At 72.6% G+C, this 25,719-nt stretch carries 26 protein-coding genes and 1 pseudogene; 14 read left to right on the forward strand and 13 right to left on the reverse strand.

Features of this window, described 5'->3' with window-relative positions; all coding sequences use genetic code 11:
• The first annotated feature begins 3 nt into the window (after nucleotides 1-3).
• From EV567_RS25605 to EV567_RS25625, 5 genes are all read left to right on the forward strand, one after another.
• Nucleotides 4-747: a hypothetical protein gene (locus tag EV567_RS25605; RefSeq protein ID WP_130444099.1), complete on the forward strand. Its 744-nt coding sequence runs from the start codon at nucleotides 4-6 to the stop codon at nucleotides 745-747.
• Nucleotides 734-1,399: a class F sortase gene (locus EV567_RS25610; protein WP_130444101.1), complete on the forward strand. Its 666-nt coding sequence runs from the start codon at nucleotides 734-736 to the stop codon at nucleotides 1,397-1,399. Before EV567_RS25605 ends, EV567_RS25610 begins: the two co-directional genes overlap by 14 nt.
• A 221-nt stretch (nucleotides 1,400-1,620) precedes the next feature.
• Entirely contained in the window at nucleotides 1,621-3,009 is a 1,389-nt protein-coding gene (locus tag EV567_RS25615) for an aldehyde dehydrogenase family protein (protein WP_130444103.1), read from the forward strand.
• Nucleotides 3,010-3,020: 11 nt separating this feature from the next.
• The gene (locus EV567_RS25620; protein WP_130444105.1) at nucleotides 3,021-4,100 is read left to right on the forward strand and encodes a Zn-dependent alcohol dehydrogenase; all 1,080 of its coding nucleotides are present in this window, start codon (nucleotides 3,021-3,023) and stop codon (nucleotides 4,098-4,100) included.
• 125 nt (nucleotides 4,101-4,225) lie between these two features.
• Nucleotides 4,226-5,548 (forward strand): MFS transporter, encoded by a 1,323-nt coding sequence (locus EV567_RS25625; protein WP_130444107.1) that lies wholly within the window; start codon nucleotides 4,226-4,228, stop codon nucleotides 5,546-5,548.
• Here the strand turns inward: EV567_RS25625 and EV567_RS25630 are convergent.
• The 3 genes from EV567_RS25630 to EV567_RS25640 form a co-directional block, all read right to left on the reverse strand.
• Nucleotides 5,540-6,475, reverse strand: a complete 936-nt coding sequence (locus tag EV567_RS25630) for a DMT family transporter (RefSeq protein ID WP_130444315.1) — start codon at nucleotides 6,473-6,475, stop codon at nucleotides 5,540-5,542. The two genes, EV567_RS25625 and EV567_RS25630, sit on opposite strands and share 9 nt — an antisense overlap.
• A 66-nt stretch (nucleotides 6,476-6,541) precedes the next feature.
• The gene (locus EV567_RS25635) at nucleotides 6,542-7,252 is read right to left on the reverse strand and encodes a helix-turn-helix transcriptional regulator (protein WP_130444109.1); all 711 of its coding nucleotides are present in this window, start codon (nucleotides 7,250-7,252) and stop codon (nucleotides 6,542-6,544) included.
• Nucleotides 7,253-7,311: 59 nt separating this feature from the next.
• Nucleotides 7,312-7,953 carry a TetR/AcrR family transcriptional regulator gene (locus EV567_RS25640; protein WP_130444111.1) on the reverse strand — a complete coding sequence of 214 codons (642 nt, stop codon included), beginning with the start codon at nucleotides 7,951-7,953 and terminating at the stop codon, nucleotides 7,312-7,314.
• A gap of 63 nt (nucleotides 7,954-8,016) precedes the next feature.
• Here EV567_RS25640 and EV567_RS25645 point away from each other — a divergent pair, with 63 nt between their 5' ends.
• From EV567_RS25645 to EV567_RS25655, 3 genes are all read left to right on the forward strand, one after another.
• Nucleotides 8,017-9,168: an acyl-CoA dehydrogenase family protein gene (locus tag EV567_RS25645; protein WP_130444113.1), complete on the forward strand. Its 1,152-nt coding sequence runs from the start codon at nucleotides 8,017-8,019 to the stop codon at nucleotides 9,166-9,168.
• A gap of 59 nt (nucleotides 9,169-9,227) precedes the next feature.
• Nucleotides 9,228-9,515, forward strand: coding sequence for a YiaA/YiaB family inner membrane protein (locus EV567_RS25650; protein WP_130444115.1), 288 nt, complete (start codon nucleotides 9,228-9,230; stop codon nucleotides 9,513-9,515).
• A 121-nt stretch (nucleotides 9,516-9,636) separates the two neighbouring features.
• Nucleotides 9,637-10,263, forward strand: coding sequence for a TetR/AcrR family transcriptional regulator (locus EV567_RS25655; protein ID WP_130444117.1), 627 nt, complete (start codon nucleotides 9,637-9,639; stop codon nucleotides 10,261-10,263).
• Between the two features lie 24 nt (nucleotides 10,264-10,287).
• Here the strand turns inward: EV567_RS25655 and EV567_RS25660 are convergent, their stop codons facing one another.
• The gene (locus tag EV567_RS25660) at nucleotides 10,288-10,749 is read right to left on the reverse strand and encodes a MaoC family dehydratase (protein WP_130444119.1); all 462 of its coding nucleotides are present in this window, start codon (nucleotides 10,747-10,749) and stop codon (nucleotides 10,288-10,290) included.
• Between the two features lie 116 nt (nucleotides 10,750-10,865).
• On the opposite strand from EV567_RS25660, the gene soxR reads away from it, so the two are divergent.
• Nucleotides 10,866-11,342: a redox-sensitive transcriptional activator SoxR gene (gene soxR / locus EV567_RS25665; RefSeq protein WP_130444121.1), complete on the forward strand. Its 477-nt coding sequence runs from the start codon at nucleotides 10,866-10,868 to the stop codon at nucleotides 11,340-11,342.
• A 215-nt stretch (nucleotides 11,343-11,557) separates the two neighbouring features.
• Here the strand turns inward: soxR and EV567_RS25670 are convergent, their stop codons facing one another.
• Together EV567_RS25670 and EV567_RS25675 are read right to left on the reverse strand one after the other, a co-directional pair.
• The gene (locus EV567_RS25670) at nucleotides 11,558-12,634 is read right to left on the reverse strand and encodes an RNA ligase (ATP) (protein ID WP_130444123.1); all 1,077 of its coding nucleotides are present in this window, start codon (nucleotides 12,632-12,634) and stop codon (nucleotides 11,558-11,560) included.
• A gap of 220 nt (nucleotides 12,635-12,854) precedes the next feature.
• Nucleotides 12,855-13,457: a hypothetical protein gene (locus EV567_RS25675; RefSeq protein ID WP_130444125.1), complete on the reverse strand. Its 603-nt coding sequence runs from the start codon at nucleotides 13,455-13,457 to the stop codon at nucleotides 12,855-12,857.
• A 266-nt stretch (nucleotides 13,458-13,723) separates the two neighbouring features.
• On the opposite strand from EV567_RS25675, the gene EV567_RS25680 reads away from it, so the two are divergent.
• Entirely contained in the window at nucleotides 13,724-16,522 is a 2,799-nt protein-coding gene (locus EV567_RS25680) for a penicillin acylase family protein (RefSeq protein WP_130444127.1), read from the forward strand.
• Nucleotides 16,523-16,544: 22 nt separating this feature from the next.
• Here EV567_RS25680 and EV567_RS25685 read toward each other — a convergent pair whose 3' ends face one another.
• Nucleotides 16,545-17,984 (reverse strand): serine-threonine protein kinase, encoded by a 1,440-nt coding sequence (locus EV567_RS25685; RefSeq protein ID WP_242621001.1) that lies wholly within the window; start codon nucleotides 17,982-17,984, stop codon nucleotides 16,545-16,547.
• Nucleotides 17,985-18,156: 172 nt separating this feature from the next.
• Between EV567_RS25685 and EV567_RS25690 the strand changes: the two genes are divergently transcribed.
• From EV567_RS25690 to EV567_RS25695, 3 genes and pseudogenes are all read left to right on the forward strand, one after another.
• Nucleotides 18,157-18,921, forward strand: a complete 765-nt coding sequence (locus EV567_RS25690) for an SDR family oxidoreductase (protein ID WP_130444319.1) — start codon at nucleotides 18,157-18,159, stop codon at nucleotides 18,919-18,921.
• Nucleotides 18,922-18,923: 2 nt separating this feature from the next.
• Nucleotides 18,924-19,127: pseudogene (locus EV567_RS28645) on the forward strand (long-chain fatty acid--CoA ligase); the annotation flags it as partial.
• A 25-nt stretch (nucleotides 19,128-19,152) separates the two neighbouring features.
• Nucleotides 19,153-19,746: a TetR/AcrR family transcriptional regulator gene (locus EV567_RS25695; RefSeq protein WP_130444129.1), complete on the forward strand. Its 594-nt coding sequence runs from the start codon at nucleotides 19,153-19,155 to the stop codon at nucleotides 19,744-19,746.
• Between the two features lie 63 nt (nucleotides 19,747-19,809).
• On the opposite strand, the gene EV567_RS25700 is transcribed toward EV567_RS25695, so the two are convergent.
• Complete coding sequence (locus EV567_RS25700) at nucleotides 19,810-21,024, reverse strand: acyl-CoA dehydrogenase (RefSeq protein WP_130444131.1); 1,215 nt, start codon at nucleotides 21,022-21,024, stop codon at nucleotides 19,810-19,812.
• A gap of 5 nt (nucleotides 21,025-21,029) precedes the next feature.
• Nucleotides 21,030-22,052, reverse strand: coding sequence for a phosphotransferase family protein (locus EV567_RS25705; protein ID WP_130444133.1), 1,023 nt, complete (start codon nucleotides 22,050-22,052; stop codon nucleotides 21,030-21,032).
• 268 nt (nucleotides 22,053-22,320) lie between these two features.
• On the opposite strand from EV567_RS25705, the gene EV567_RS25710 reads away from it, so the two are divergent.
• The gene (locus EV567_RS25710) at nucleotides 22,321-23,256 is read left to right on the forward strand and encodes an NADP-dependent oxidoreductase (RefSeq protein WP_130444135.1); all 936 of its coding nucleotides are present in this window, start codon (nucleotides 22,321-22,323) and stop codon (nucleotides 23,254-23,256) included.
• 54 nt (nucleotides 23,257-23,310) lie between these two features.
• On the opposite strand, the gene EV567_RS25715 is transcribed toward EV567_RS25710, so the two are convergent.
• From EV567_RS25715 to EV567_RS25730, 4 genes are read right to left on the reverse strand one after another with little or no spacing between them, the layout of a single operon-like run.
• On the reverse strand, nucleotides 23,311-23,721 hold the full coding sequence (locus EV567_RS25715; RefSeq protein WP_347400508.1) for a DUF202 domain-containing protein: 411 nt from the start codon (nucleotides 23,719-23,721) through the stop codon (nucleotides 23,311-23,313).
• Complete coding sequence (locus tag EV567_RS25720; protein WP_130444139.1) at nucleotides 23,718-24,116, reverse strand: YidH family protein; 399 nt, start codon at nucleotides 24,114-24,116, stop codon at nucleotides 23,718-23,720. The genes EV567_RS25715 and EV567_RS25720 overlap by 4 nt, the downstream gene beginning before the upstream one ends.
• The gene (locus EV567_RS25725) at nucleotides 24,106-24,618 is read right to left on the reverse strand and encodes an NUDIX hydrolase (RefSeq protein WP_130444141.1); all 513 of its coding nucleotides are present in this window, start codon (nucleotides 24,616-24,618) and stop codon (nucleotides 24,106-24,108) included. Before EV567_RS25725 ends, EV567_RS25720 begins: the two co-directional genes overlap by 11 nt.
• A gap of 36 nt (nucleotides 24,619-24,654) precedes the next feature.
• Nucleotides 24,655-25,551, reverse strand: coding sequence for a DMT family transporter (locus tag EV567_RS25730; RefSeq protein ID WP_130444143.1), 897 nt, complete (start codon nucleotides 25,549-25,551; stop codon nucleotides 24,655-24,657).
• Between the last annotated feature and the right edge of the window lie 168 nt (nucleotides 25,552-25,719).

Raw genomic sequence — 25,719 nt, forward strand, 5'->3', positions numbered from 1 at the left:
TCCATGTCCAGCATGATGCTCCCGTCCGCGGCCGGCACCCGGCTCGGCGTCACGGCCCTCGCGGTGCTCGGCGCCGCCGGGGCCACCTGGCTCGCGGCCCCCACCGCCGCCGCCGCGCCCGGAGACGGCGCCGACATCCGGATCCACAACGAGCGCGTGCCCTTCGGAGTGTCGAAGGACGACCCCGTCGTCTGCCGCTTCTACCTCGACGCCGCGAACTTCGGCGAGCTGACGACCGTCGCCTACACCATCGAGGCGCAGCCCCCGCTGCCCACCGCCGCCACGGTCACCGGCAGCATCACCCTCGCCGGCGGAGCCGGTCACACCGACACGCTGGGCCTGGCCGACGGCCAGTACCGGCTCACCTGGACCGTCGTGGGCGGCAGCGGCCCGCGCGAGAAGGTCTTCCGGGTCGACTGTGACGACAATCGCCAGAACGGGGCCAACGGCGGCCAGGGCAACGGTCCGCAGGGCAACAACGGCAACGGCGGCGGCAACGGCAACGGCAACGGCGGCGGCAACGGCGGCGGCCGGGGCGAGGACCCCGGCAGCCCGATCTCGGACAGCGGCCAGGGCGGACACTCCTCCGGCGGTCCCAAGGGCGGCGTCCACGCCGGCGGCGGCGGTCTCTTCGACACCATGGAGGCGTACACCCCGCTGAGCGCGGCCGCCGCCGTGGGCGCGGTCGTCGTCGGCGGCGCCGCGTACGTCCGGATGTCCCGCCGTCGCTCGCATGGTGCCGCGTAGGCGCCGACGCAGGCCCTGGTACCGAACCCGTCTCTACCGCCTCACCAGGACGGCCGTCATCGCGGCCGTCCTGGTGACGGCGGGGGTCCGGTGCGGCGGCCCCTCCCAGCCGGCCACCCCGGCAGCGGGGGCCGACGCGCGCCCCGAGGCCGGCGGGTCCGGGGCGGACGCCTCGACGCCCCCGCCCCGCCCGCTCCCCAGGTCCAGGGCCACCACCCTGCGTGTGCCCTCCCTCGGAATCGACGCCCCGGTCGTCCCCCTGCGGCTCGGTCCCGGCCGGGAACTGGGGACCCCGCCGCTCGACAAGCCCAAGGTCGTCGGCTGGTACGCGGACGGTCCCGGCCCCGGAGAGCGGGGCACCGCCGTCGTCGTCGGCCACCGGGACACCAAGACCGGCGCAGCCGTCTTCGCCGCCCTGCACCGCGTCAAGGCCGGCGGGCGCATCGAGGCCCGGCGCGCCGACGGCCGTACCGCCGTGTACACCGTCGACCGGGTCAGGATCTTCGACAAGGCCCGCTTCCCCGACAAGGAGGTCTACGGCCCCCGCAAGCGTCCCGAGCTGCGGCTGCTCACCTGCGGCGGCCTCTTCGACCGCAAGACCGGCTACTCCAGCAACGTCGTCGTCTTCGCCCACCTGACGGCCACCCGCTGATCGTCCCCACCGGTCCGCCGTCCCACCTCCCCGGCCGGCTGTCCCCCGCGCCGCCTCTGTCCCGTGCCCTGTCCCTTCTCCTTCCCGAGCCCCACTCGTGCCCCCTTGGTGTCCCGCTCGTGTCACCGTGAGGCGTCGCACCCGGACGCCTCTGGCGCCCAAAAACTATCGACGCTAGTTTAGGGCGCGGACGACCGAGGACCGCCCCGGAGGGAAGCACGATGAAGGCACACGACGGCATCTACCTCGACGGCGCCTGGCGCCCCGCCGCAGGCCAGGACGTGATCGAGGTCGTCGACCCGGCCGACGAGCGGGTGATCGCCACGGTCCCGGCGGGCACCGCCGAGGACGTCGACGCCGCCGTGCGGGCCGCGCGCGCCGCCCTCCCGGCCTGGGCCGCGACCCCGCCGGCCGAGCGGGCAGCGCGTCTCGCCGCCCTGCGGGACGCGCTGACCGCCCGCAAGGACGAGATCGCCGAGACCGTCACCGCCGAACTCGGCTCCCCGCCGGCCTTCTCCCAGGCCGTCCACGCGGGCCTGCCGATCGCGGTCGCCGGCTCCTACGCCGAACTGGCCGCCACCCACCCCTTCGAGGAGAAGGTCGGCAACTCGACCGTCTTCCACGAGCCGGTCGGCGTGGTAGGCGCCATCACCCCCTGGAACTACCCGCTCCACCAGATCGTCGCCAAGGTCGCCCCCGCCCTGGCGGCGGGCTGCACCGTCGTCCTGAAGCCGGCCGAGGACACCCCGCTCACCGCCCAGCTCTTCGCCGAGGCCGTCGACGACGCCGGCGTCCCCGCCGGTGTGTTCAACCTCGTCACCGGCCTCGGCCCGGTGGCCGGGCAGGCCCTCGCCGAACACCCGGGCGTCGACCTGGTCTCCTTCACCGGATCCACCGCCGTCGGCCGCCGGATCGCCGCCACGGCCGGCGCGGCGATCAAGAAGGTCGCCCTCGAACTCGGCGGCAAGTCCGCCAACGTCATCCTCCCGAGCGCCGACCTGGCGAAGGCCGTCAACGTCGGCGTCGCCAACGTCATGTCCAACTCCGGCCAGACGTGCAGCGCCTGGACCCGGATGCTCGTCCACCGCGACCACTACGACGAGGCGGTCGAGCTGGCCGCGGCCGCCGCCGCCAAGTACGGCGACCGCATCGGGCCGCTCGTCAACGCCAAGCAGCGCGAACGCGTGGTCGGCTACATCGAGCAGGGCGTCGCCGAAGGGGCCAGGCTGGTCGCCGGCGGAACCGAGTCCCCGCGCGAGCGGGGCTACTTCGTCAGCCCCACCGTCCTCGCCGACGTCACGCCCGAGATGACCGTCGCGCAGGAGGAGATCTTCGGCCCGGTCCTGTCGATCCTTCCCTACGACGACGAGGAGGACGCCCTGCGCATCGCCAACGGCACGGTCTACGGCCTCGCCGGAGCGGTCTGGGCCGGCGACGAGGCGGAGGCGGTCGCCTTCGCCCGCCGGATGGACACCGGGCAGGTCGACATCAACGGCGGCCGCTTCAACCCGCTCGCGCCCTTCGGCGGTTACAAGCAGTCCGGCGTCGGCCGGGAACTCGGCGCGCACGGCCTCACCGAGTACCTCCAGACCAAGTCCCTCCAGTTCTGAGGAGCCCTCACATGGTCCGAGCAGCCGTTCTGCCCGCCGTGGGCGCACCCCTGGAGATCACCGAGATCGACCTTCCGGACCCCGGCCCCGGACAGGTCCGCGTGCGGCTCGCCGCCGCCGGCGTCTGCCACTCCGACCTCTCCCTGTCCAACGGCACCATGCGCGTCCCCGTCCCGGCCGTCCTCGGCCACGAAGGCTCGGGCACGGTCCTCGCCGTCGGCGAAGGGGTCGCGCACCTCGCGCCCGGAGACGACGTCGTCCTCAACTGGGCCCCCTCCTGCGGCAGCTGTCACGCCTGCTCGCTCGGCGAGGTCTGGCTGTGCGTCGACGCGCTGAGCGGATCCGCCGACGTGTACGCCCGCACCGCCGCCGGCGTCGACCTCCACCCCGGCCTCAACGTCGCCGCGTTCGCCGAGGAGACGGTCGTCGCCGCCTCCTGCGTCCTGCCCCTGCCCGACGGCGTCCCGCTCGCCGACGCCGCGCTCCTCGGCTGCGCGGTCCTCACCGGCTACGGCGCCGTCCACCACAGCGCGCGCGTGCGGGCCGGTGAGACGGTCGCCGTGTTCGGCGCCGGGGGAGTGGGCCTCGCGACCCTCCAGGCGGCCCGGATCGCCGGCGCCTCGACGGTCGTCGCCGTGGACGTCTCCCCGGAGAAGGAGGACCTCGCCCGCGCCGCCGGAGCCACCGACTTCGTCGTCGCCTCCGCCGACACCGCCCGCGAGATCCGCGCGCTCACCGGCAAGCAGGGCGTGGACGTGGCCGTCGAGTGCGTGGGCCGGGCGAGCACCATCCGCGCGGCCTGGGACTCCACCCGGCGCGGCGGGCGTACCACGGTCGTCGGCATCGGCGGCAAGGACCAGCAGGTCACCTTCAACGCCCTGGAGATCTTCCACTGGGGCAGGACCCTCTCCGGCTGTGTCTACGGCAACTCGGACCCGGCGCGGGACCTGCCGGTGCTGGCCGAGCACGTCCGGGCGGGCCGCCTGGACCTGGGCGCACTGGTCACCGAACGCATCGCGCTCGAGGGGATTCCGGCGGCCTTCGCCAACATGCTCGCGGGCAAGGGCGGCAGGGCGCTGGTGACCTTCTGATCCCGAGTTGCCCGGAGTGCCCCACGGGTGCTCCGGGCAACCTTCGTACCCGACCGTTGACCCCATACCGTCCGGTCAGTATGTTCCCGGGAACGTCCCCACCGCACCCATCGGAGTGTGCACGCATGGACACGTTCCCCACCGACCGACCCGCCACCGTGACCGCCGCGTCGACCCCCCATCGCCGCCGTGTGGCCACCGCCGCCGCCCTCGCCTCCGCCGTCGAGTGGTACGACTACTTCGTCTTCGGCATCGCCGCCGCCCTCGTCCTCGGCGACCTCTACTTCCCGGCGGGCAGCCCCACCGCCGGGGTCCTCGCCTCCTTCGCCACCTTCGCCGTCGGCTTCCTCGCCCGCCCGCTCGGCGGCATCGTCGCCGGACACCTCGGCGACAAGCGCGGCCGCAAGCCGATGCTCGTCCTCGCGCTCACGCTCATGGGCCTGGCCACCACGGGCATCGGCCTGCTGCCGACGTACGAAACGATCGGCGTCGCCGCCCCGGTCCTGCTGGTCGCCCTGCGCGTCGTCCAGGGGCTCGCGGTCGGCGCCCAGTGGGGCGGCGCGATGCTCCTGGCCACCGAGTACGCCCCCGAGGGCAAGCGCGGTGTCTACGGCAGCGTCGTCCAGCTCGGCGTCCCCATCGGCGTGGTGACCGCCAACAGCGTGTTCCTGCTGGCCGGCGCCTTCACCACCGACAGCGCCTTCGCCGCCTGGGGCTGGCGGATGCCCTTCCTCGTCGGCCTGTTCGTCCTCGTGCTCGCCTACTACATCCACACCCGCGTCGAGGAGACGCCCGCCTTCCGGGAGGCGGAGCGGGCGCTCGCCGAGAAGGAGAAGTCGGAGCGCGGCTCGCCCCTGCGCACGGTCCTGCGCGACCACCTCGGCACGGTCCTCCTGGCCGGCGGATCCTTCGCCGTGAACACCGCGACCTTCTACATCCTCATCACCGGCGTCCTCGACTACACCACCCGCGAACTGGGCATGAACCGCGGCGCCGTCCTCACCGTCTCGCTCTGCGTCAGCCTCACCCAGCTGGTGCTGATCCCGGCCTCCGCCGCGCTGTCCGACCGCGTCGGCCGCATCAAGATCTACGCGTTCGGCGCGGTCGGCATCGCGGTGTGGGCCGTACCGCTGTTCCTGCTGATCGACACCGGGTCACTGCTGTGGCTCGCGGTCGGCACGTTCGTCGCGAGCTGCTTCCTGAGCATCATGTACGGCCCCCAGGCCGCCCTGTTCGCCGAACTGTTCACGCCCGAGATGCGCTACACCGGCGCCTCCCTCGGCTACCAGATCGCCGCCGTCGGCGGCGGCGGACTCGCGCCGTTCGTCATGGTCCTGCTCCTGGAGGCGACGGGCACGTCGATGTCGGTCGCCGCCTACATCGTCGGCCTCTCGGTGATCGCGCTCGTCTCGATCAAGGTCCTGTCCGACAGGGCCCGTTCACGCTGACTCCTCCAGTCGCTCCGGCCGCGGCTCCACCGCCGCGGCCTCGGGCGCCCGCCGGGCCCGCGACCGCGACACCGCGACCCCGGCCAGGCACAACGCCCCGCCCGTCAGCGTGAGCGGCCCCGGCACCTCACCCAGGGCCAGCCATGACATCAGGACGACCAGCGCGGGCACCGCGTACGTCGTCGCGCCCATGCGGCTGGCGGTCGTACGGGCGAGGGCGTACGCCCAGGTGGTGAAGGCGAGCGCGGTCGGGAAGACGCCCAGGTAGACCATGTTCAGGGTGGCCGACACCGGGGCCTTCGCCGCCTCGCTCACCAGCTGCCCGGCGAACGGCAGGCAGAGCACCGCCCCGACCAGACATCCGAAGGTCGTGACCTGCAGCGCGCTCGCCCGCCCCAGCGCCGGCTTCTGCGCCACCACTCCGGCGGCGTACGCGATCGCCGCCAGCAGACACAGCACCACCCCCAGCACCGAGGAACCGCCGTCCCCCGACATCGACAACCCCACCGTCACCGCACCGGCGAACGACACCGCCATCCCGGCCAGCAGCCGCGGCGGCATCACGTCACCCAGGAAGCGCGCGCCGAGCAGGGCGATCAGGATCGGCCCGATGTTCACCACCAGGGCCGCCGTTCCCGCGTCGACCTGCTGCTCGCCCCAGTTCAGGACCACCATGTAGAAGCCGAACCAGAGCACCCCCGCTGTCCCGATCCCGCGCCACGCCGATCGCGGCGGCCACCCCTCCCGCCGTACGAGGCAGATCACCCCCAGTGTCAGGGCCCCGGCCAGCAGTCGGCCGAGGGCCAGTGCGCCCGGCGAGTAGGCGTCGCCCGCGCTGCGGATCGACACGAACGCCGAGGCCCACAGCACCACGGTGACGGCGGCCGCACCGGCCGCGAGCAGTTCCGTACGACGTGGGGAGTGCATCATGCTCCAGAGGCTAGGCAAGAGAAGGGGGAGAGGTCTCGCGGATTTCGGACCGGGCGACGGCGGCTACCTCAGCGCGGCCCGGTCGACGCCCAGCAGTTCGTTCAGCGCGCGTTCTCCCGACGCCGTCACCCGCACCGCGCGCTCGGAGCCGATGCGTTCGCACCACCCCGAGTCGAAGGCGTGCCGGCACAGGGCGGCCCCCGCGACCCCGGCGAGATGGGGCCGGCGCTCCGTCCAGTCGAGGCAGGCGCGCGCCAGCGGCCGCCGGCCCGTGCGGTCGAGGGCGATGCCCGCGCCGTCGAACCACCGCAGCCCCGCCCGGGTCAGCGCGAACCCCGTCTCCTGGAGCAGCAGCCCGCGCGCGGTGAGCGCGTCGGTGACCGCGATGCCGAGCCGCCCGGCGAGGTGGTCGTAACAGGTGCGGCCGCGCGCCAGCGCCGAGCCCGCGCTCGACTCCCGCAGACTGCGGGGTGCGGCGACGGCGTCGGGGGCGACCTGCGCGGCCAGGTCCTCCACCAGCTGGGCGACCCGGGCGTCGGCCAGCCGCACGTACCGGTGCCGCCCTTGCCGCTCCTCGGCGAGCAACCCGCCCGCGACGAGCTTGCCCAGGTGCTCGCTCAACGTCGACGCGGCGACCCCCGCGTGCCGCGCCAGCTCACCGGCGGTCCACGCCCGCCCGTCGAGCAGCGCCAGCAGACACGCGGCCCGTGTCTCGTCGGCGAGCAGCCCCGCCAGCCGGGCCAGCAACGGAGCCCGCGCATCCCTGGTGGTCATGCCCTCCAGCATGCGACACGGACGCTTCGGCGCCGGCCGAAGTGTGCGCGCGGCCGGGGCTACGCGCCGCGCCGCACCTGCTCGTACTGCTGGGCCAGCCCGTCCAGCAGCGCGGTGAGACCCGTCTCGAAGGCGCGTTCGTCGATCTTCTCCTGCTGGTCGGCCAGCAGATGGGCCTGACCGAGGTGCGGGTAGTCGGCCGGGTCGTACGCGCCGGCGTCGCCGACGAAGCCGCCCGCGAAGGAGCCGAGCGCGGAGCCCATGATGAAGTACCGCATCAGCGCGCCGATCGAGGTGGCCTGCGCGGGCGGCCAGCCGGCGTCGACCATCGCGCCGTACACCGCGTCCGCGAGCCGCAGCGCGGCCGGACGGCGGCCGGGGCCGCGGGCCAGGACCGGGACGATGTTGGGGTGGTCGCGCAGGGCGGCCCGGTAGGAGACGGCCCAGTCGTGCAGGGCGGTCCGCCACTCCCGGCCGTCCTCGAACATCGTCAGGTCCACCTGGGCGCTGACCGAGTCGGCGACGGCCTCCAGGATCTCGTCCTTGGTGCGGAAGTGGTTGTAGAGCGAGGGCCCGCTCACGCCCAGCTCGGCGGCGAGCCGCCGGGTGGAGACGGCCGCCAGGCCCTCGGCGTCCACGAGCGCGCGGGCCGTCACGATGATGCGGTCGGTGCTCAGCAAGGGCTTGCGCGGTCGGGCCATGGCGCACATAGTAGGGCGGACACAGGAAACTAGCAGTGCTAATTAAAGGGTGGGTGTCGCGTCATGCGTCTGGGGCTCAGCGAGGAGCAGGAGGCCGTCCGTCGGCTCGCCCGGGACTTCGTGGAGCGCGAGATCGCCCCGCACGCCGCAGCCTGGGACCGTGCCGAGGAGGTCGACCGGGGCATCGTGAAGAAGCTCGGCGAGGTCGGCTTCCTGGGGCTGACGATCGACGAGGAGTACGGCGGCTCGGGCGGCGACCACCTCGCGTACTGCCTGGTCACGGAGGAGCTCGGCCGCGGTGACTCCTCGGTGCGCGGGATCGTGTCCGTCTCCCTCGGCCTGGTCGCCAAGACGATCGCGGCCTGGGGGAGCGAGGAGCACAAGCGGCGCTGGCTGCCGGGGCTGACCTCGGGCGCGTACGTCGGCTGCTTCGGCCTGACCGAGCCCGGCACCGGCTCGGACGCCGGGAACCTCACCACCCGCGCGGTCCGCGACGGCGACCACTACGTCATCGACGGCACGAAGATGTTCATCACCAACGGCACCTGGGCCGACGTCGTGCTGCTCTTCGCGCGCTCCACCGACGCCCCAGGCCACAAGGGCGTCTCCGCGTTCCTCGTCCCCGCCGACACCCCCGGCCTGACCCGCCGCACCCTGCACGGCAAGCTCGGCCTGCGCGGCCAGGCCACCGCCGAACTGGTCCTGGACGGCGTCCGGGTGCCGGCGTCCGCGCTGCTCGGCGAGGAGGGCAAGGGCTTCTCCGTCGCCATGTCGGCCCTCGCCAAGGGGCGGATGTCGGTCGCGGCGGGCTGCGTCGGCATCGCCCAGGCCGCGCTGGACGCGGCCGTGCGGTACGCGGGGGAGCGCGAGCAGTTCGGAAAGAGCATCGCCCACCACCAGCTCGTCCAGGAGCTGATCAGTGACATCGCGGTCGACGTGGACGCCGCCCGGCTCCTCACCTGGCGGGTCGCGGACCTGATCGACCGCGGGCGGCCCTTCGCCGTGGAGTCCTCCAAGGCCAAGCTGTTCGCCTCGGAGGCCGCCGTCCGCGCCGCCAACAACGCCCTCCAGGTCTTCGGCGGCTACGGCTACGTCGACGAGTACCCGGCGGGCAAACTGCTGCGCGACGCGCGGGTGATGACCCTCTACGAGGGCACCAGCCAGATCCAGAAGCTCCTGATCGGGCGGGCGCTGACCGGCGTCTCGGCGTTCTGAGTACGTTCTGAGTACGTGCGCGGATGTGGCGCGCGCCACGCCCGGCCGATGCTGTGGCCATGAGTGACACACCGGTCAAGCAGCAGAGCACCGCCGCGTTCTACGGCCAGGCGGTCGCGTCCTTCGCCGTCGCCATGGCGGCCACGGCCATCGGCATCTTCCGGCTGAACGCCGACGCCTGGGTGCGCGGCTTCCTGGCCATCGCCGTGCTGTACCTGGTCACCTCCGCCTTCACCCTGGCCAAGGTGATCAGGGACCGCCAGGAGGCGGGGGCGATCGTGAGCCGGGTCGACCAGGCGCGACTGGAGAAGCTGCTCGCGGAGCACGACCCCTTCGAGAAGCTCTGAGGGGCTCGTTCGGCCCGCGAGGGATTCCCCTACGCCTGAGGGCTTCTGAGCGGCGACGCTAAGCGGCCGCTCAGCTTCAGCGGTATGGTGTAGCTCCGGTAGCGAGAGGGGCGAACCAGCGATGAGTACGGCGGAGGAGACGGCCGGCGGCGACGTCGAGCCGTGGGAAGAGGTCACCCCTGACGCGGCCCGGCGACTGCTCGTCGCCGCCGTGGAGGCCTTCGCCGAGCGCGGCTACCACGCGACCACCACCCGCGACATCGCGGGCCGCGCGGGCATGAGCCCGGCCGCCCTCTACATCCACTACAAGACCAAGGAAGAGCTGCTGCACCGCATCAGCCGCATCGGTCACGACCGCGCGCTGGACATCCTGCGCACGGCCGCGAACGGCGACGGCGACGCGACGCGGCGGCTCGCGGACGCCGTGAGCTCCTTCGTCCGCTGGCACGCCGGGCGGCGCACCACCGCGCGGGTCGTGCAGTACGAACTGGACGCCCTCGGCCCCGACGCCCGCGCCGAGATCCTCGACCTGCGCCGGCAGGTCGACGCGCAGGTGCGCGGGATCATCGAGGACGGCGTGGCGGCCGGCGAGTTCGACGTGCTGGACGTGCACGGCACGACCCTCGCCGTGCTGTCGCTGTGCATCGACGTGGCCCGCTGGTTCAACGTGGACGGCCCGCGCACGCCCGACGAGGTCGGCGCGCTGTACGCCGACCTCGTGCTGCGGATGGTGGGCGCGGCCAAGTAGCCGAGGGCTGCGGCCCGTTCCGCTCTAGAGGTAGTACCGGGACACCGACTCCGCGACGCACGCCGGCTTGTCCCCGCCCTCGCGCTCCACGGAGAAGGCGACGGTGAGCTGGACGCCGCCGGGCACCTCGTCCACCGCGGTGATCGTCGCGGTGGCGCGCAGCCGGGAGCCGACCGGCACGGGGGAGGGGAAACGGACCTTGTTCGTCCCGTAGTTGACGCCCATCTTCACGTTCTCGACGGAGATCAGCTGCGGTCCGAACAGCGGCAGCAGCGACAGCGTCAGGTAACCGTGCGCGATCGTGGTCCCGAACGGCCCGGCTGCGGCCTTCTCCGGGTCCACGTGGATCCACTGGTGGTCGCCGGTGGCCTCGGCGAAAAGGTCGATCCGCTTCTGGTCGACCTCCACCCAGTCCGTGTACCCCAACTGCTCGCCCACCGCAGCCTTCAGCTCGTCGACGGACGTGAAGATCCTCGGCTCAGCCATGTCCCGGCCTCTCGTGTGACGTCTAAGCGACTGCTTAGCATGGTCGGCGGCGAGGTCGGTGTCAACGGATCGAGGAGGCGGGTCGACCGGCCTGCCTGATCGGTAGTCTCTGAGGGGTGCCCCAGATACCCGAGAAGATCCACGAGCTCACGGTCGGCCAGCTCGCCGCCCGCAGCGGCGCCGCCGTCTCCGCGCTGCACTTCTACGAGGCCAAGGGGCTGATCAGCAGTCGCCGCACACCGGGCAACCAACGCCGCTACCACCGCGACACGCTCCGGCGTGTGGCCTTCGTGCGGGCCGCACAGCGGGTGGGCATCCCGCTGGCCACGATCCGCGAGGCGCTCGCCGAACTCCCCGAGGAGCGCACGCCGACCCGCGAGGACTGGGCGCGCCTGTCACAGACCTGGCGGGCCGAACTCGACGAACGCATACGGCAGCTGAACCGTCTGCGCGACCACCTCACCGACTGCATCGGCTGCGGCTGCCTCTCCCTCCACAGCTGCGTCCTCTCCAATCCGAACGATGCCTTCGGCGAACGAGCCGCTGGATCGCGGCTGTTGGCGGAGAAACCCGGGGCGGGAGGGGCGCGGTAGCCACCGAGCGGCGGGGTGGGTGCGGCTCGTCTGTGGCGGTTCGCGCAGTTCCCCGCGCCCCTGGGTGGGGCCGCTCGCGCAGATCCTTCAGTCCCCCAGCTGCGGGCAGTCGTGCCGCTGGGGCGGCACGGGTGGGCGCGGCGGCACCCGGCAGTGCCGCGCTCCGCGGCCCACCCCCGCAGGCCCGGACCCACGGTCACCTACCCCCGGCACCCCTACTCGTACTCCGTCCCGCCCTTCCGCGTCAGATACGCCGCGCTCACCGCCTTCGCGATCGCCCGGCCGCCGGTCACCGTGCTGTACCGCTCGACAGCGGGACGGATCACCACACCCTCCCGCAGGTGCAGCTCCCGCCCGGACACCGTCTCGCGCCCGCTCGCCAGCTCCAGCACCCGCTCACTGTTGTACGGCCCCTCGAACAGCCGTGGCACCACAGGCAGTTCACCGTCGAGCAGCTCCACCACCTCCCCCGGGTCCAGCCACCGCACCGCGCCCCCGACCTCCACGGAGACGTCGAACGCGGCGTACCCGAGACTCTCCCGCCGCCCGTCCGCGCCGTACGCCAGATCCTGCACGCCCGCCCCGTACACCTCGCCGAAGATCCCGACCCGCCGCGCGCCGAGCCGCTCGGCGATCCGGGCCGCCGCCTCCACCACGCCGTGTCCCCGTACGGCACGCCAGTACAGGTTCCGCGGATCCTCCTTCAGCGCCAGCGACTTCCCGCCGAAGCCCTTGGAGGAGACGTACACCCGCCCCTCGTCCGCGACATACGTCAGCAGGCACGCCGAACCGTGCAGCTTCTCCGTCAGGACCACCGGCTCACCCGGAGCGAAGATGTCCGGATAGCGCTGGATGTTCTCGATGTCGACCCAGGGCAGCAGCTCGGACGCGGCCTCGACCTCGCCGCTCATCGTCGGCGGGATCGGCGGCACCCACTTGGTGATGCCCAGCCGCTCCGCGAAGTCGGTCCCCGCCCCGGCCGCCCGCACCAGGTCGACGCCGGCCAGCGCCGCGGGCCGGCACACGATCCCCTGCGACAGCTCGCCCCGCAGGCGGACCGCCTTGACCCGGTCCGCCTTGCTCCCGGCCAGCCGCCCGGTCAGCCCCAGCTCCTCGATCAGGGAGGCCGGCAGCACCGCCTGCTCGGGGATGTAGAGCGCGGCGTCCCCGGTGCGGTACGCCCCCTTGGCGACGACCGCGCGGTACAGGCCCACCTGGGCCAGTTCGAGGGCGTCGGCGTTGGGGTGTTCGTGGACGGTCAGCACTTCGGCGGTGACGCGCAGCGTCGACATGAGGGGCTCCTTCAGGGCCTCAGACGGGTCTCATCCCTCCCGACTGTCCTCATGACAAAGCGCTGGAGCGACCGGATTAGCGGCTGGTACCGTCACCCGCCGTCGCATCGCCCCGCGCCGCCCACGGCGGAACAGGGGTGCGCCACGCTCTCGGTGCGCACCCCGTGCCGTACACGCGCCGTGCTCCCGCACGGCCCCCGGCTCACGCCGGCGGCCGGTCTCACGCCGACATCAGCAGCCGTCCCCGCCTCGCGTACGCCAGCGCCTCGGCGGTGAGGACCGGGCGGGGGACGAGTATGCCGCAGTCCGCGCAGACCGGGCCGGAGGACGGTTCGTGGTCCAGGTCGTACTTCCACTGGAGCCGCGTCCCGCCGCACACCGGACAGGCCGAGCCCGGCTCGCGCTCCAGGGCGTTGATCAGCCGGCGCAGCACCTCGGCCAGCGGCTCACGGGGATGCACCCGCGGGTCGTCGCACCACGCCACACCGAAACCGCCCCAGGTCAGCCGGTGCCAGTCGTCCACGGTGCCCGGGCGGCGCAGCCCGTCGTACTTCTCCTTCCTGCGGCGCTCGGCGAACTCGACCTCGTAGGCCAACCACACCGCCCGCGCCTCCTCCAGCTCGTCCAACGCGGCCACGAGCCGCGCAGGATCGGGGGAGCGGTCCTCGGGGCCGAACCCGGCCCGCGAGCAGAGATGGTCCCAGGTCGCCCTGTGCCCGTAAGGAGCGAACCGCTCCAGGCACTTACGCAGTGAGTAACGCCGCAGCGCCAGATCGCACCGCGCGTCACGCACCTGTCTCGCCAGACTCCGAAAACCGGCCATCGCCTTGCACCTCCGTCACATCTGCACCTGCACTTCGGTCACTTCGGCGTTCGTCGCGCTCGGACTTCGCGCACCGTCCGCGAGGACTTCGCGCGGCATCGCCGAATAGACGTATCGACAAGCGATTCGGCTCCCTTCGGTTCCATCCGATCCGCGATGCCGCCCATGCGCTTGATGAGGCGACTTCGAAACATGACGCATGTTCATCTTCAATACCGGGGATACCGGCGGTAACCTTCCGGCCATCCCCTCGCTAGGAGTTGCCGATGCCACGGCGAATCCCATGCACCGCTCCCGTCAGACTGAGAACTCCCGGCAGATTCCCCGGGTTCCTGAAGACCGCATCGGTATGCGCCCTGATTGCCGGTCTTTTGACGCCATTTTCTGTCGGAACCGCGCGCACGGCGTCCGCGGCCGAGCTCACGGCCGTGAACGACCACTGCGGCGCGCAGTGCTCCGACATCCTTCCGCCCGGGCAGAACGGCAACGCCACCCTCGCCCAGATCCTGCTCAACCAGGCCTTCGGCACCCAGCCCGCGCACGCCGAGGACCAGCTCGGGCCCTACGCCAACCTGGCCAAGGGTTATCCGGCGCTGACCAACCAGACGATCAACACGTTCTTCAACGACGCGTCGTTCGGGGTCCCCGCCGACCAGGTCGCCTCCAGCGTGAAACCCGCCGGCCGCGGCGATGTCACCATCGTCCGCGACAAGAAGACGGGCGTACCGCACATCACCGGCACCACCAGATACGGCACCGAGTTCGGCGCCGGATATGCCGCCGCCGAGGACCGGCTGTGGCTCATGGACGTGTTCCGGCACGTCGGTCGCGGTCAACTCACCTCCTTCGCCGGCGGCGCCGCCGACAATCAGGGCCTTGAACAGCAGTTCTGGCGCAACGCCCCGTACACCGAGGCCGATCTCCAGGCCCAGATCGACAACGCGGTCGCCGTGAACGGCGCCCGCGGACAGCTGGCGCTCGCCGACGCGAACGCCTATCTCGACGGCGTCAACGCCTATATCGACGCCTCCGACAGCGGCCGCTACTTCCCCGGTGAATACGTGTTGACCGGGCACAAGGACTCAATCACCAACGCGGGCTCCATCGCCCACTTCAAGATCACCGACCTGGTGGCCCTCGGCTCGGTCATCGGCGCCCTCTTCGGCTCCGGCGGCGGCGGAGAGGTCAACAACGCGATCTCCCTGCTCGCCGCGCAGCAGAAGTACGGCGTCGAACAGGGCACCAGGGTCTGGGAGTCGTTCCGCGAGCGCAACGACCCCGAAGCCGTCCTGACCGTCCACGACGGCAAGAGCTTCCCCTACGCGGCCAAGCCGGAGAACCCCCAGGGCCTGGCCCTCCCCGACGCCGGCTCCGTCGTCGAGGAACCCCTCGTGTACGACCGCACCGGCGCCGCCGCCGCGCCCACCGCGGCGACCGCCTCCGCCACGGCCGCCGCCACCGCCTTCAGCTCCGCCCGGCGCGGCATGTCCAACGCCCTCGTCGTCAGCGGCGACCACACCGCCAGCGGCCACCCCGTCGCCGTCTTCGGCCCCCAGACCGGCTACTTCGCCCCCCAGCTCCTGCTCCTGCAAGAGCTCCAGGGCCCCGGCATCAGCGCCCGCGGCGCCTCCTTCGCCGGCCTGAGCATGTACGTCGAACTCGGCCGCGGCCAGGACTACTCCTGGAGCGCCACCACCTCCGGCCAGGACATCATCGACACCTACGCCGTCGAGCTGTGCCAGGACGATGTCCACTACCTCTACCGCGGCGCCTGCACCGCGATGGAGAAGATCGAGCAGAAGAACGCCTGGAAGCCCACCACGGCCGACAACTCCCCGGCCGGCTCGTACACGATGCGCGTCTGGCGCACGAAGTACGGCCCCGTCACCCACCGCGCGACCGTGGGCGGCAAGAAGGTCGCCTACACCACCCTGCGCTCGTCCTACTTCCACGAGGCCGACTCCATCATCGGCTTCCAGATGCTCAACGACCCCGACTACGTGACGGGACCCGAGTCCTTCCAGAGCGCGGCGCAGCACATCAACTACACCTTCAACTGGTTCTACGCCGACTCCGAGCACACCGCGTACTACAACAGCGGTGACAACCCGGTGCGCGCCGCCGGCGTCGACGCGGAGTTCCCGGCGTGGGCGCAGCCCGCGTACGAGTGGCGCGGCTGGAACCCGGCGACCAACACCGCCTCCTACACCCCGCCCTCGCAGCACCCCAACTCCGTCGACCAGGACTACTACGTCTCCTGGAACAACAAGCAGGCCCAGGACTACACGACCGCGCCCTGGGGCGACGGCTCCGTGCACCGCGGGAACCTGCTGGAGACCCGGGTGAAGAAGCTCGTCCAGGCCGGCGGCGTCACCCGCGCCTCACTGGTCAAGGCGATGGCGGACGCGGCTCTGGCCGACCTGCGCGCTGAGGACGTCCTGCCCGACCTGCTGAAGGTGATCAACAGCTCGCCGGTCACCGACACGGCGGCCGCCGCGGCGGTGGGCAAGCTCCAGGCCTGGCTGACGGCCGGCGGCAAACGCACCGAGACGACGGCCGGTTCGAAGACGTACGCGAACGCGGACGCGGTCCGCATCCTGGACGCCTGGTGGCCGCTGCTGGTGAAGGCCCAGTTCGAACCCGGCCTCGGCGCCGGCCTGTACGCGGCGTTCACCGCCAACCTGCCCGTGGACGAGCCCCCTTCGGCGGCACACGGGCCGACCGGCGCCCACGCCGGCAGCTCCTTCCAGTACGGCTGGTGGAGCTACGTCGACAAGGACCTGCGGGCCGTGCTCGGCGAGCCGGTGAAGGGCCCGCTGGCGCAGAAGTACTGCGGCGGCGGCAGCCTGAGCGCCTGCCGCGACATCCTCCTCACCTCCCTGAAGGAAGCGGCGGGCCGTACGGCGGCCCAGGTCTACCCCGGCGACGCCCTGTGCGCGGCGGGAAACCAGTGGTGCGCCGACTCGATCGTGCAGCGCACCCTCGGCGGCATCAAGCACGGCAACATCAGCTGGCAGAACCGTCCCACCTACCAGCAGGTGGTGGAGTTCACCTCACACCGCTGACCCACCCGGGGCGGGCCGTGTCTCAACGCACGCGGCCCGCCGACAGCACCAGTCGCGCCAGTTCGGGATGCACGATGTCGCTGTGCGCCCCGGACGGCGGCCCGCCCCGGCGGACCACCTCCGCCACGTCCACGTTCACGCAGCCCGACGCCGGCAGCGGACCGGCCAGCGCCTCCGCGAGCGTGCACGCGCGCGTACCCGGCACCGCCCGCACACCCCCGTATCCCATGGCGCCCCACTTGGCCCCGGACACCCCGCCGAACCCGAACTCCCCGCCGAACTCCAGCTCGCCGGCCGCCCCGACTCCGGCGACGGTCCCGGCCGCTCCGGGTTCACCGGCCGCTCCCGGCTCGCCGGCCGCCCCGAACTCCTCGGCCGCCCCGCGTTCGTCGCCCGCCATCCGGGAGGCCAGCGGGTAGATCGTGCCGAGCGCCGAGTCGTAGCGGGAGTGACAGCACACCAGCGGCCCGTCCACCCGGCTCTGCCGGCCGTTCAGCGCACCGCCCGCACGTGCGTCGTGCGGCAGCCGCGCGGCGAACGCGTAGTGCGAGAACGCCGCCTGGAGCAGCGTCACCGACTTCACCGCGCGTACCCCTTCGGGCAGCCCCCGCAGCGCGAACGACACCAGCCGCCCGCCGAAGCTGTGCCCCACGAGGTGCACCCGCAACTGCGGCGCCGCACCGGCCAGCCGTCCGACGAGCGGTCCGAGCCCCCGCTCGCCGACGGTGCCCGCCCGCCGCTTCATCGCGTAGTAGGTGGCCTGCCGCAGCAGTTCGTGCGCGCCGTCCCACGGGTTCGGCATCGAGAACCCGGCCGCCCCCGAGCCGCTTTCCATCAGGGCCAGCGCCCGCGCGAAGTCCTCGCAGACCTCCGCCGTCGGAGCGTGCAGCATCAACGGCGCGTCCTGTGGCGCGCCCCCGCTCAGGACGTCCGCCGCGCACGACTCCTGCGGCCCCGACGGCGCGGCCGCCACCAGCAGCCGCACCAGACGCCCGTACTCCTCCAGCCCGGCGTCCCCCGGCGGCCGCAGCTCCAGCAGCCCCGCGATCCGCTCGACCACGGCCGCCCGGCCCGGGAACGCCACCAGCAGCGCGTCCCGCGTGTCCTGCTCCAGCGCCGGCCGCCGCGCCGGTCCGGCGGCGACGGAGGAGCGCGGCAGATCGGGGATCGGCTCGTCGGAGAACCGCATCGACGGCCACACCACGCCCACGTACCCGAGCCTCGCCGCCGGCGCGAGCCGGGGGAACGGCGCGAAGAAGCGGCTGTAGAGCGCGGTCGCGCCCGAGCGGTCGTTGTTCCAGCCGTGCGCGAAGACCACCAGGTCCCGCACACCCTGCCGGACCACCCCGGCCAGCAGCCGGTCACGCTGCCCGCCGTCGACGTCCCCGTCGGCGTCGAAGGTCACCTCCCAGTAGGGAGCCACGCTCATCGAACTCGTCGCGCCGGTCGCCGCATCCGCCATCACAGGCCCCCTTGCCCCGCAGCGTGCGCCAGGTGAGCGCATCGTCCTGCCAACGGCGGCGGTTGGCCAGATGTCACGGCGGCACCCGTACGGCGTAACACCCTTCTCCCCGACATACCGACCGGTTAGTCTGGCAGTCGCTGGGGAGCCGGAGCCGTGTCGAAGGAGACCGATCGTGGAAGCCGTGCAGGGTGCTGGAGTCGTCGTCACCGGCGCGGGAGGCGGCATAGGCGCCGCCCTCGCCCGGAGGTTCGCTGCCGAGGGCGCCCGGGTCGTCGTCAACGACCTCGACGCGGACCGGGCGAAGACGGTCGCCGACGAGATCGGCGGCATCGCCGTGCCGGGCGACGCTTCCGAAATCGTCGCCGAGGCACGCGACGCCCTCGGCGGCACGGTCGACGTCTACTGCGCCAACGCGGGCGTAGCCTCGGGCGGGTCCGAGGCCGCCGCGGAGGCCGTCTGGGCCCTCGCCTGGGACGTCAACGTCATGGCGCACGTCCGCGCGGCGCACGCCCTGCTCCCGCACTGGCTGGAGCGCGGCCGGGGCCGGTTCGTCTCCACGGTCTCCGCAGCAGGCCTGCTCACGATGATCGGCGCGGCCCCCTACAGCGTCACCAAGCACGGCGCGTACGCCTTCGCCGAATGGCTGTCGCTGACCTACCGCCACCGCGGCGTCAAGGTCCACGCGATCTGCCCCCAGGGCGTCCGCACCGACATGCTGGAGTCCACCGGCACCGCCGGCGACCTGGTGCTCAAACCGACCGCGATCGAACCGAAGGACGTCGCGGACGCCCTGTTCAAGGGCATCGAGGAGGACCGCTTCCTCATCCTGCCCCACCCTGAGGTCTCCGGGTACTACGAGGCGCGCGCCGCCGACCCCGACCGCTGGCTGGCCAACATGAACCACCTCCAGCAGAAGTGGGAGGCCGCCGGATGACCCCGTCAGGCCACCGCGGAAGGACGGGCCGGCCGCCTGCGCCCGGCGCCGACACGGACCCGGATGAACCGGCGGTCCACCGCAAGGAGAGACTGGCCGCCTGCACGTACCCGCGGTAGGTGGAGGTCCTGCCCGGCTCGCCCAGGACGGCGAGTGGGAAGATCCTTCGTCGGGAACCGCGTTCCCGCGCGCATGACAGCCAGTAAGGAAGACGAAAGGCAGGTGGCGGCAGTGCCCAGAACGACGGAGGGCGCCGGGACGCCCGTGCCGCAGCGGCTCCTCGCCGCCGCCACCCGGCTCTTCGCCGAGCGCGGCTACGACCGCACCTCGGTGCAGGAGATCGTCGAGGCGGCCGGCGTCACCAAGGGGGCGCTCTATCACTACTTCGGTTCCAAGGACGACCTGCTCCACGAGGTGTACGCGCGTGTGCTGCGCGTCCAGCAGGAGCGCCTCGACGCGTTCGCGGACGCCGACGAGCCGATCGAGAAGCGGCTGCGGGGAGCGGCGGCGGACGTCGTCGTCACGACGATCGAGAACCTCGACGACGCGATGATCTTCTTCCGGTCGATGCACCATCTGAGCCCGGAGAAGAACAAGCAGGTGCGGGCGGAGCGGCGGCGCTACCACGAGCGGTTCCGCGCCCTCGTGGAGGAGGGCCAGCGGACCGGCGTCTTCTCCAGCGCCACCCCGGCGGACCTGGTCGTCGACTACCACTTCGGCTCGGTCCACCACCTGTCGACCTGGTACCGCCCCGACGGGCCGATGACCTCCCAGGAGGTCGCCGACCACCTCGCCGACCTCCTGCTGCGGGCCCTGCGCCCCTGAGCCGTCGTTCACAGGGCATGCGTGAGGGGCGGTCGCCATGGCGACCGCCCCTCACCCGTCACCTCACAGGTACTTCTTCAGCTCCCGGCGCGCCAGCGACCGCTGGTGCACCTCGTCCGGGCCGTCGGCGATCATCAGCGTCCGCGCACCCGCGTACAGCTCGGCCAGCGGGAAGTCCTGGCTCACCCCGCCCGCGCCGTGCAGCTGGATCGCCCGGTCGATGATGTCGACGACCGCGCGGGGCGTGGCGATCTTGATGGCCTGGATCTCGGTGTGCGCGCCCCGGTTGCCGACCGTGTCCATCAGCCAGGCCGTCTTCAGCACCAGCAGCCGCAGCTGCTCGACCGTCACGCGCGCGTCCGCGATCCAGTTGTGGACCACGCCCTGCTGCGCCAGCGCCTTGCCGAAGGCCGTACGGGAGACGGCCCTGCGGCACATCAGCTCGATCGCGCGCTCCGCCATGCCGATCAGCCGCATGCAGTGGTGGATACGGCCCGGACCGAGCCGGGCCTGCGCGATGGCGAAGCCGCCGCCCTCCTCGCCGATCAGGTTGGACACCGGCACGCGCGCGTGATCGAAGATCACCTCGGCGTGGCCGCCGTGGTAGTGGTCCTCGTACCCGAAGACCTGCATGGCCCGCTTCACGGTGACACCCGGGGTGTCGACCGGAACCAGCACCATCGACTGCTGGCGGCGGATGTCGTCGCCGTCCGGGTCGGTCTTGCCCATCACGATGAGGATCCTGCAGTCCGGGTTCATCGCCCCGGAGATGTACCACTTGCGGCCGGTGACGACGTACTCGTCGCCGTCCCGCTCGATGTACGTGGTGATGTTCGTGGCGTCCGAGGAGGCCACCTCCGGCTCGGTCATCGCGAACGCGGAGCGGATCTCACCGGCGAGCAGCGGCTCCAGCCACTGCTTCTTCTGCTGCTCGTCGCCGAACTGGGAGAGCACCTCCATGTTGCCGGTGTCCGGCGCGGCGCAGTTCAGCGCGGTCGGCGCCAGCTGCGGGGAGCGCCCGGTGATCTCGGCCAGCGGCGCGTACTGGAGGTTGGTGAGACCCGCGCCGTACTCGGAGTCGGGCAGGAACAGGTTCCACAGGCCCTGCCGGCGCGCCTCGGCCTTCAGCTCCTCGACCACCGCCGGCGTGTCCCACGGCGAGGCCAGCAGCGCGCGCTGCTCCTCGGCGACCGCCTCCGCCGGGTACACGTGCTCGTCCATGAAGGCGAGCAGCTTGCCGCGCAGTTCCTCGGTGCGCGCGTCGAACGCGAAGTCCATGGCCGTCAGCCTTCCTGCAGAGTGGTCAGTCCGTGGTCGATGAAGACGGGGACGAGCTCGCCGATGCGGTCGAAGCCGCCGCCCACCGTCTGGCCCAGGGTGTAGCGGTAGTGGATGCCCTCGAGGATCACGGCGAGCTTGAACCAGGCGAAGGCCGTGTACCAGGCGACCGCCGACACGTCCCGCCCCGAGCGGGCGGCGTACCGCTCGACGAGTTCGGCGGGCGAGGGGTGCCCGGCGGCGGTGGCGGTGGTGGACACCGGCGAGTTCGCCACCTCCAGCGGCACGCTGTACATCACCAGCAGGCCGAGGTCGGTCAACGGGTCGCCGAGGGTCGACATCTCCCAGTCGAGGATCGCTCTGATCGTGTCGTTCTCACCGATCAGGACGTTGTCGAGCCGGTAGTCGCCGTGCACGACGGCCGGGGCGGGCGACGTGGGCAGACTGCGCCCGAGGGCCGCGTGCAGCTCGTCGACGCCCGCCAGCTCGCGGCTGCGGGAGGCGTCCAGCTGCTTGCCCCAGCGGCGCAACTGCCGGTCCAGGAAGCCCTCCGGGCGGCCGAAGTCGGCGAGCCCGACCTCGGCGGGGTCCACCGCGTGCAGGTCGACCAGCGTGTCCACGAGCGAGAGCATCGCGTTGCGGGTGCGCTCGGGGCCGAGCGGCGCGAGCTGCTCCGCCGTGCGGTACGGCGTGCCCGTGACGAACTCCATGACGTAGAAGGGAGCGCCGAGCACGCCCTCGTCCTCGCACAGCAGCACCGGGCGCGGCACCGGCACGTCCGTCGGGTGCAGCGCGCTGATCACCCTGTGCTCGCGCCGCATGTCGTGGGCGGTGGCCAGCACATGACCGAGCGGCGGCCGCCTGACGACCCACTTCGACTCGCCGTCGGCGACCGCGTAGGTGAGGTTCGAGCGCCCGCCCTCGATCAGCCGGCCGGTCAGCGGGCCGTGGACCAGACCGGGCCGCTCACGGTCGAGCAGGGTGCGCAGCCGGTCCAGGTCGAGGCCGGGCGGGTGGTCGGGGCTCATGCGGGACTCCTACGGCAGACGAACGAGGACTCTCGCCCTATGATGCCGACCGGTCGGTATGTAGTCCAGGGGCGACGCCCAACGTGATCGGGGCCACCCTAGTGCCCCCGCCCGCGCGCGGGCGTGACCCGTGTGCTCCGGGTGAAGGCCGGCCATGGCGTACCTCTTCCGGGGTACGGGGGTGACGACGGACAGGCCGCCACGCGAACGGCACATCTCGGGGCATCCGGGCTTGCGTGGCGATCGAGCACCCCGGAGGGTCGGTGGCATGAAGGGCATCACATACAACCGGTACGGCGGGCCCGAGGTCCTGGAGTACGGGGAGGTGCGCGACCCCAAGGTCGGCCCCGACTCGGTCCTGGTCAAGGTGCGGGCGGCGGCCGTCAACCCCGTCGACTGGAAGTGCCGCGAGGGCTATCTCGACGGCATCCTCGACGCCGTCTTCCCGGTGGTCCCCGGCTGGGACGTCGCCGGGGTCGTCGTCCAGCCCGGCGCCGCCGTCACCGAGTTCGCGGTCGGCGACGAGGTCATCGGCTACGTCCGCGAGGACTTCCTCTCCCGGGGGACCTTCGCCGAGTACGTGGCCGCTCCGGTGCGCACCCTCGCGCGCAAGCCGCGCAACCTCACCTGGGAGGAGGCGGCGGGCCTGCCGCTGGTGGGGCTCACGGCCTACCAGGTGCTGACCAAGGCGCTGGAGGTCAAGCGCGGCGACACCGTGCTGGTCCACGCGGCGGCCGGCGGCGTCGGCTCGGTCGCCGTGCAGATCGCGCGCCATCTCGGCGCGCGGGTGATCGGCACGGCGAGCGAGACCAACCACGACTTCGTGCGCTCGCTGGGCGGCGAACCCGTGAGCTACGGCGAGGGCATGGCCGAACGGGTGCGCGGGCTGGCGCCCGAGGGCGTGGACGCCGCCTTCGACACGATCGGCGGCGACACCCTGAAGACCTCAGCCAACCTGCTGGCCCCCGACGGGCGCCTCGCCTCGATCGCCGACGGCGACGTCGCCGAGTACGGCGGCCACTACTGCTTCGTCCGCCCCGACACCGAGGACCTCACCCGCCTGGCGGAACTGGCCGAGCAGGGCGTGGTCTCGGTGCACGTGTCGGAGACGTTCCCCCTGGAGCGCGCGGAGGAGGCCCACCGGCGCAACCAGGAGGGCCGCACCCGGGGCAAGATCGTCGTCACGGTCGACTGGGAGTCGTAGCGGGCGGGTCCTCAACACGGCTGCCCCGACGGCTGCCACGACGCGCGGCCGCCGTCAGAGGACCAGCACCGCCCCGCACACGGCCACCGCGACCGTGCACAGCGCCGCCAGGGCGGCGTGGCGGGGGCTCAGGGCCGGCGGCTCGGCGACCGTCGTGGTCTGTCTGGGCCCGTCGGCCTCCGGGGGCCGGCCGGCCCGGACACCCCCGGCGGCCGGTTCCGCCCCCGCAGGCCGCTCGCCCTGACCCGTCCCGGTGAGCCCGCTGATCCGGCGGTGCGCCAGCAGCAGGAAGCCCAGCCAGGCCGCGCAGCACAGGGCGCACGCCACGACCCCCGCGGCCGACACCCCGCCGTGCAGCGCGGCCCTCCCGGCCAGCACCGCCGCGACGGTGCTCGACAGCGTCGTACGCCGCCACGCGAGCCGGGTCCGCTCGGGCTGTAGGCCGGGATCGCGCCCGCCGCTCACCCGTCCCACCCGAGCAGCACGACCACGACCATCGCGACGGCCACCACCGCGACGACGACGCCCAGCAGCGCGGGGAACCGGGAGGCCGGCAGATCCTCGCCCCGCCGCATCGCCCGCTCGCACCGCACCCAGTGGTTCACCGCCCGCAGCGAGCACAGCACCCCCGCCGCGAGCAGCGCGAGCGCGAGACCCACGCGCCACCCCCACGGCAGATCGGGCAGGAACTGGTCCACCGCGAACCCGCCGCCGATCAGCGCGAGCGCCGTCCGCAGCCACGCGAGGAACGTCCGCTCGTTGGCCAGCGAGAAGCGGTAGTCGGGCGTCCGCCCCTCCTCCCGGACGCCCTCGGGCGCGAACCACAGCCGGACGTTGCGCACGAACTCGTCACCGGGCACGGAACTCCTTGAGCCGGTCGTACGCGGCGAGACCGTCCGGCACCCACCGCCACTCGGTCAGACGGCGCTCGATCTCCTCCTCGGTGAGGAAGTCGTGCCAGGCGACCTCCTCCACCTGGGGGCTGACCGGCAGCTCGCAGCGGGCCTCGTACACCGCCGACCACCAGGTGCGGCCGTCCCCGCCGTCGTACAGGAACTTGAAGAGGAACCGGGGCCGGGGCAGCCCCGCGACGCCGAGCTCCTCCTCGGCCTCACGCAGAGCCGCGTCGTCGTAGGCCTCGCCGGCGCCGACCACCCCGCCGACGAACATGTCGTGGAGGGAGGGGAAGACCAGCTTGTCCGCCGTGCGCCGGTGGACGAAGACCCGCCCCTCGGCGTCCCGCGCGAGAACGAACACGCACCGGTGACGCAGCCCCCGGGCATAGGCCTCCCCGCGCGGGGACCGTCCGACGACCTGGTCCGTCTCATCGACGATGTCGATGATCTCGTCAGCAGCACTCATACCCCCCATCCAACCAGGGGCTACTGAGGCCAGGGGCTACTGAGGCTGCAGATCGCGGAAGCGCTCGCGTTCCGCCCCGCCCTGCGGCATCGCGGGATGCAGGCCCAGCAGGACGATGCCCGCCACGACCGCCGCGAGACCCGCCGACTCCCACGCCAGCGCGCCCGTGTCGGTACGCAGCCGGTCACCGAGGAAGCCGACTCCGCAGGCGATCCCGGCGAGCGGCTGCGCCGCCGTCAGCGCGGGCAGCGACATCCGCAGCGGCGCGGTCTCGAAGGCGCTCTGCACCAGCACCAGGCCGGTCACCCCGAGCGCCAGCACGGCGTACGGCTGCCAGCCGCTCAGCAGCTCCAGGAGACCGCCCTCGCCGAACCGCTCGCCGCTCACCCGCGTCAACGCGTCCTGGACGCCGTACAGGACACCGGCCGCAAGCGACAGGAACACCGGGGCCGAGGACACGCTCGCGTGCCGCTTGGCGTACCCCGTGAGCAGCAGCGCCCCACCGACCATCAGACCGATGATCAGCCAGTGCCGCAGCGGATCGGTGACCGCGGTGCCGCCGCGCGGCTGGCCCGCCACGATGAACGCCGTCACCCCGCCCGCCAGCAGCAGCAGCCCCGCCCAGCCCTGCCGGCCCAGGGGCTGTCTGGTCTGGTGGCGCGACAGGGCCAGCGCGAACAGCAGGTTCGTCGCCAGCAGCGGTTCGACCAGGGAGATCTCGCCGTTGCCGAGCGCGACAGCGCCCAGCGCCATGCCGGCCACCATCAACGCGATGCCCCCCAGCCAGCGCGGCATCCGCATCAGGTCGAGCAGCAGCCGGGGCGAGAGGAAGTCGCCGAGGGGAGCCTTCTGGGCCGCGCTCTGCTGGAGGACGAAGCCGAAGCCCAGGCAACAGGCCGCACTCACGGCGAGAACCAGAACCACAACCGACACGCTGCGTACCTCGATCATCGGGTCGGGCCACGGGAGACGCGGTGGCCGACTTCAGTGTCCCAGCGCCTTCGGCGGCTGTCCCTGGGAATCACCCTCGAGGACGCTCCCGGGAGCAACCCCGGGCCGGGAGCCTGACGCGGTCGCGGCACACCCGACGGGACCGGCGCG

It is taken from the genome of Streptomyces sp. BK239, assembly GCF_004217285.1.
Taxonomy (GTDB): domain Bacteria; phylum Actinomycetota; class Actinomycetes; order Streptomycetales; family Streptomycetaceae; genus Streptomyces.

Coding starts and splice junctions, on each gene's coding strand:
- EV567_RS25625 (WP_130444107.1), top strand. CDS start 4,226: ATGGACACGTTCCCCACCGACCGACCCGCCACCGTGACCGCCGCGTCG.
- EV567_RS25630 (WP_130444315.1), bottom strand. CDS start 6,475: ATGCACTCCCCACGTCGTACGGAACTGCTCGCGGCCGGTGCGGCCGCC.
- EV567_RS25680 (WP_130444127.1), top strand. CDS start 13,724: ATGCCACGGCGAATCCCATGCACCGCTCCCGTCAGACTGAGAACTCCC.
- EV567_RS25620 (WP_130444105.1), top strand. CDS start 3,021: ATGGTCCGAGCAGCCGTTCTGCCCGCCGTGGGCGCACCCCTGGAGATC.
- EV567_RS25640 (WP_130444111.1), bottom strand. CDS start 7,953: ATGGCCCGACCGCGCAAGCCCTTGCTGAGCACCGACCGCATCATCGTG.
- EV567_RS25610 (WP_130444101.1), top strand. CDS start 734: ATGGTGCCGCGTAGGCGCCGACGCAGGCCCTGGTACCGAACCCGTCTC.
- EV567_RS25655 (WP_130444117.1), top strand. CDS start 9,637: ATGAGTACGGCGGAGGAGACGGCCGGCGGCGACGTCGAGCCGTGGGAA.
- EV567_RS25635 (WP_130444109.1), bottom strand. CDS start 7,252: ATGACCACCAGGGATGCGCGGGCTCCGTTGCTGGCCCGGCTGGCGGGG.
- EV567_RS25645 (WP_130444113.1), top strand. CDS start 8,017: ATGCGTCTGGGGCTCAGCGAGGAGCAGGAGGCCGTCCGTCGGCTCGCC.
- EV567_RS25605 (WP_130444099.1), top strand. CDS start 4: ATGTCCAGCATGATGCTCCCGTCCGCGGCCGGCACCCGGCTCGGCGTC.
- EV567_RS25725 (WP_130444141.1), bottom strand. CDS start 24,618: ATGAGTGCTGCTGACGAGATCATCGACATCGTCGATGAGACGGACCAG.
- EV567_RS25675 (WP_130444125.1), bottom strand. CDS start 13,457: ATGGCCGGTTTTCGGAGTCTGGCGAGACAGGTGCGTGACGCGCGGTGC.
- EV567_RS25710 (WP_130444135.1), top strand. CDS start 22,321: ATGAAGGGCATCACATACAACCGGTACGGCGGGCCCGAGGTCCTGGAG.
- EV567_RS25650 (WP_130444115.1), top strand. CDS start 9,228: ATGAGTGACACACCGGTCAAGCAGCAGAGCACCGCCGCGTTCTACGGC.
- EV567_RS25660 (WP_130444119.1), bottom strand. CDS start 10,749: ATGGCTGAGCCGAGGATCTTCACGTCCGTCGACGAGCTGAAGGCTGCG.
- EV567_RS25705 (WP_130444133.1), bottom strand. CDS start 22,052: ATGAGCCCCGACCACCCGCCCGGCCTCGACCTGGACCGGCTGCGCACC.
- EV567_RS25670 (WP_130444123.1), bottom strand. CDS start 12,634: ATGTCGACGCTGCGCGTCACCGCCGAAGTGCTGACCGTCCACGAACAC.
- EV567_RS25615 (WP_130444103.1), top strand. CDS start 1,621: ATGAAGGCACACGACGGCATCTACCTCGACGGCGCCTGGCGCCCCGCC.
- EV567_RS25685 (WP_242621001.1), bottom strand. CDS start 17,984: ATGGCGGATGCGGCGACCGGCGCGACGAGTTCGATGAGCGTGGCTCCC.
- EV567_RS25700 (WP_130444131.1), bottom strand. CDS start 21,024: ATGGACTTCGCGTTCGACGCGCGCACCGAGGAACTGCGCGGCAAGCTG.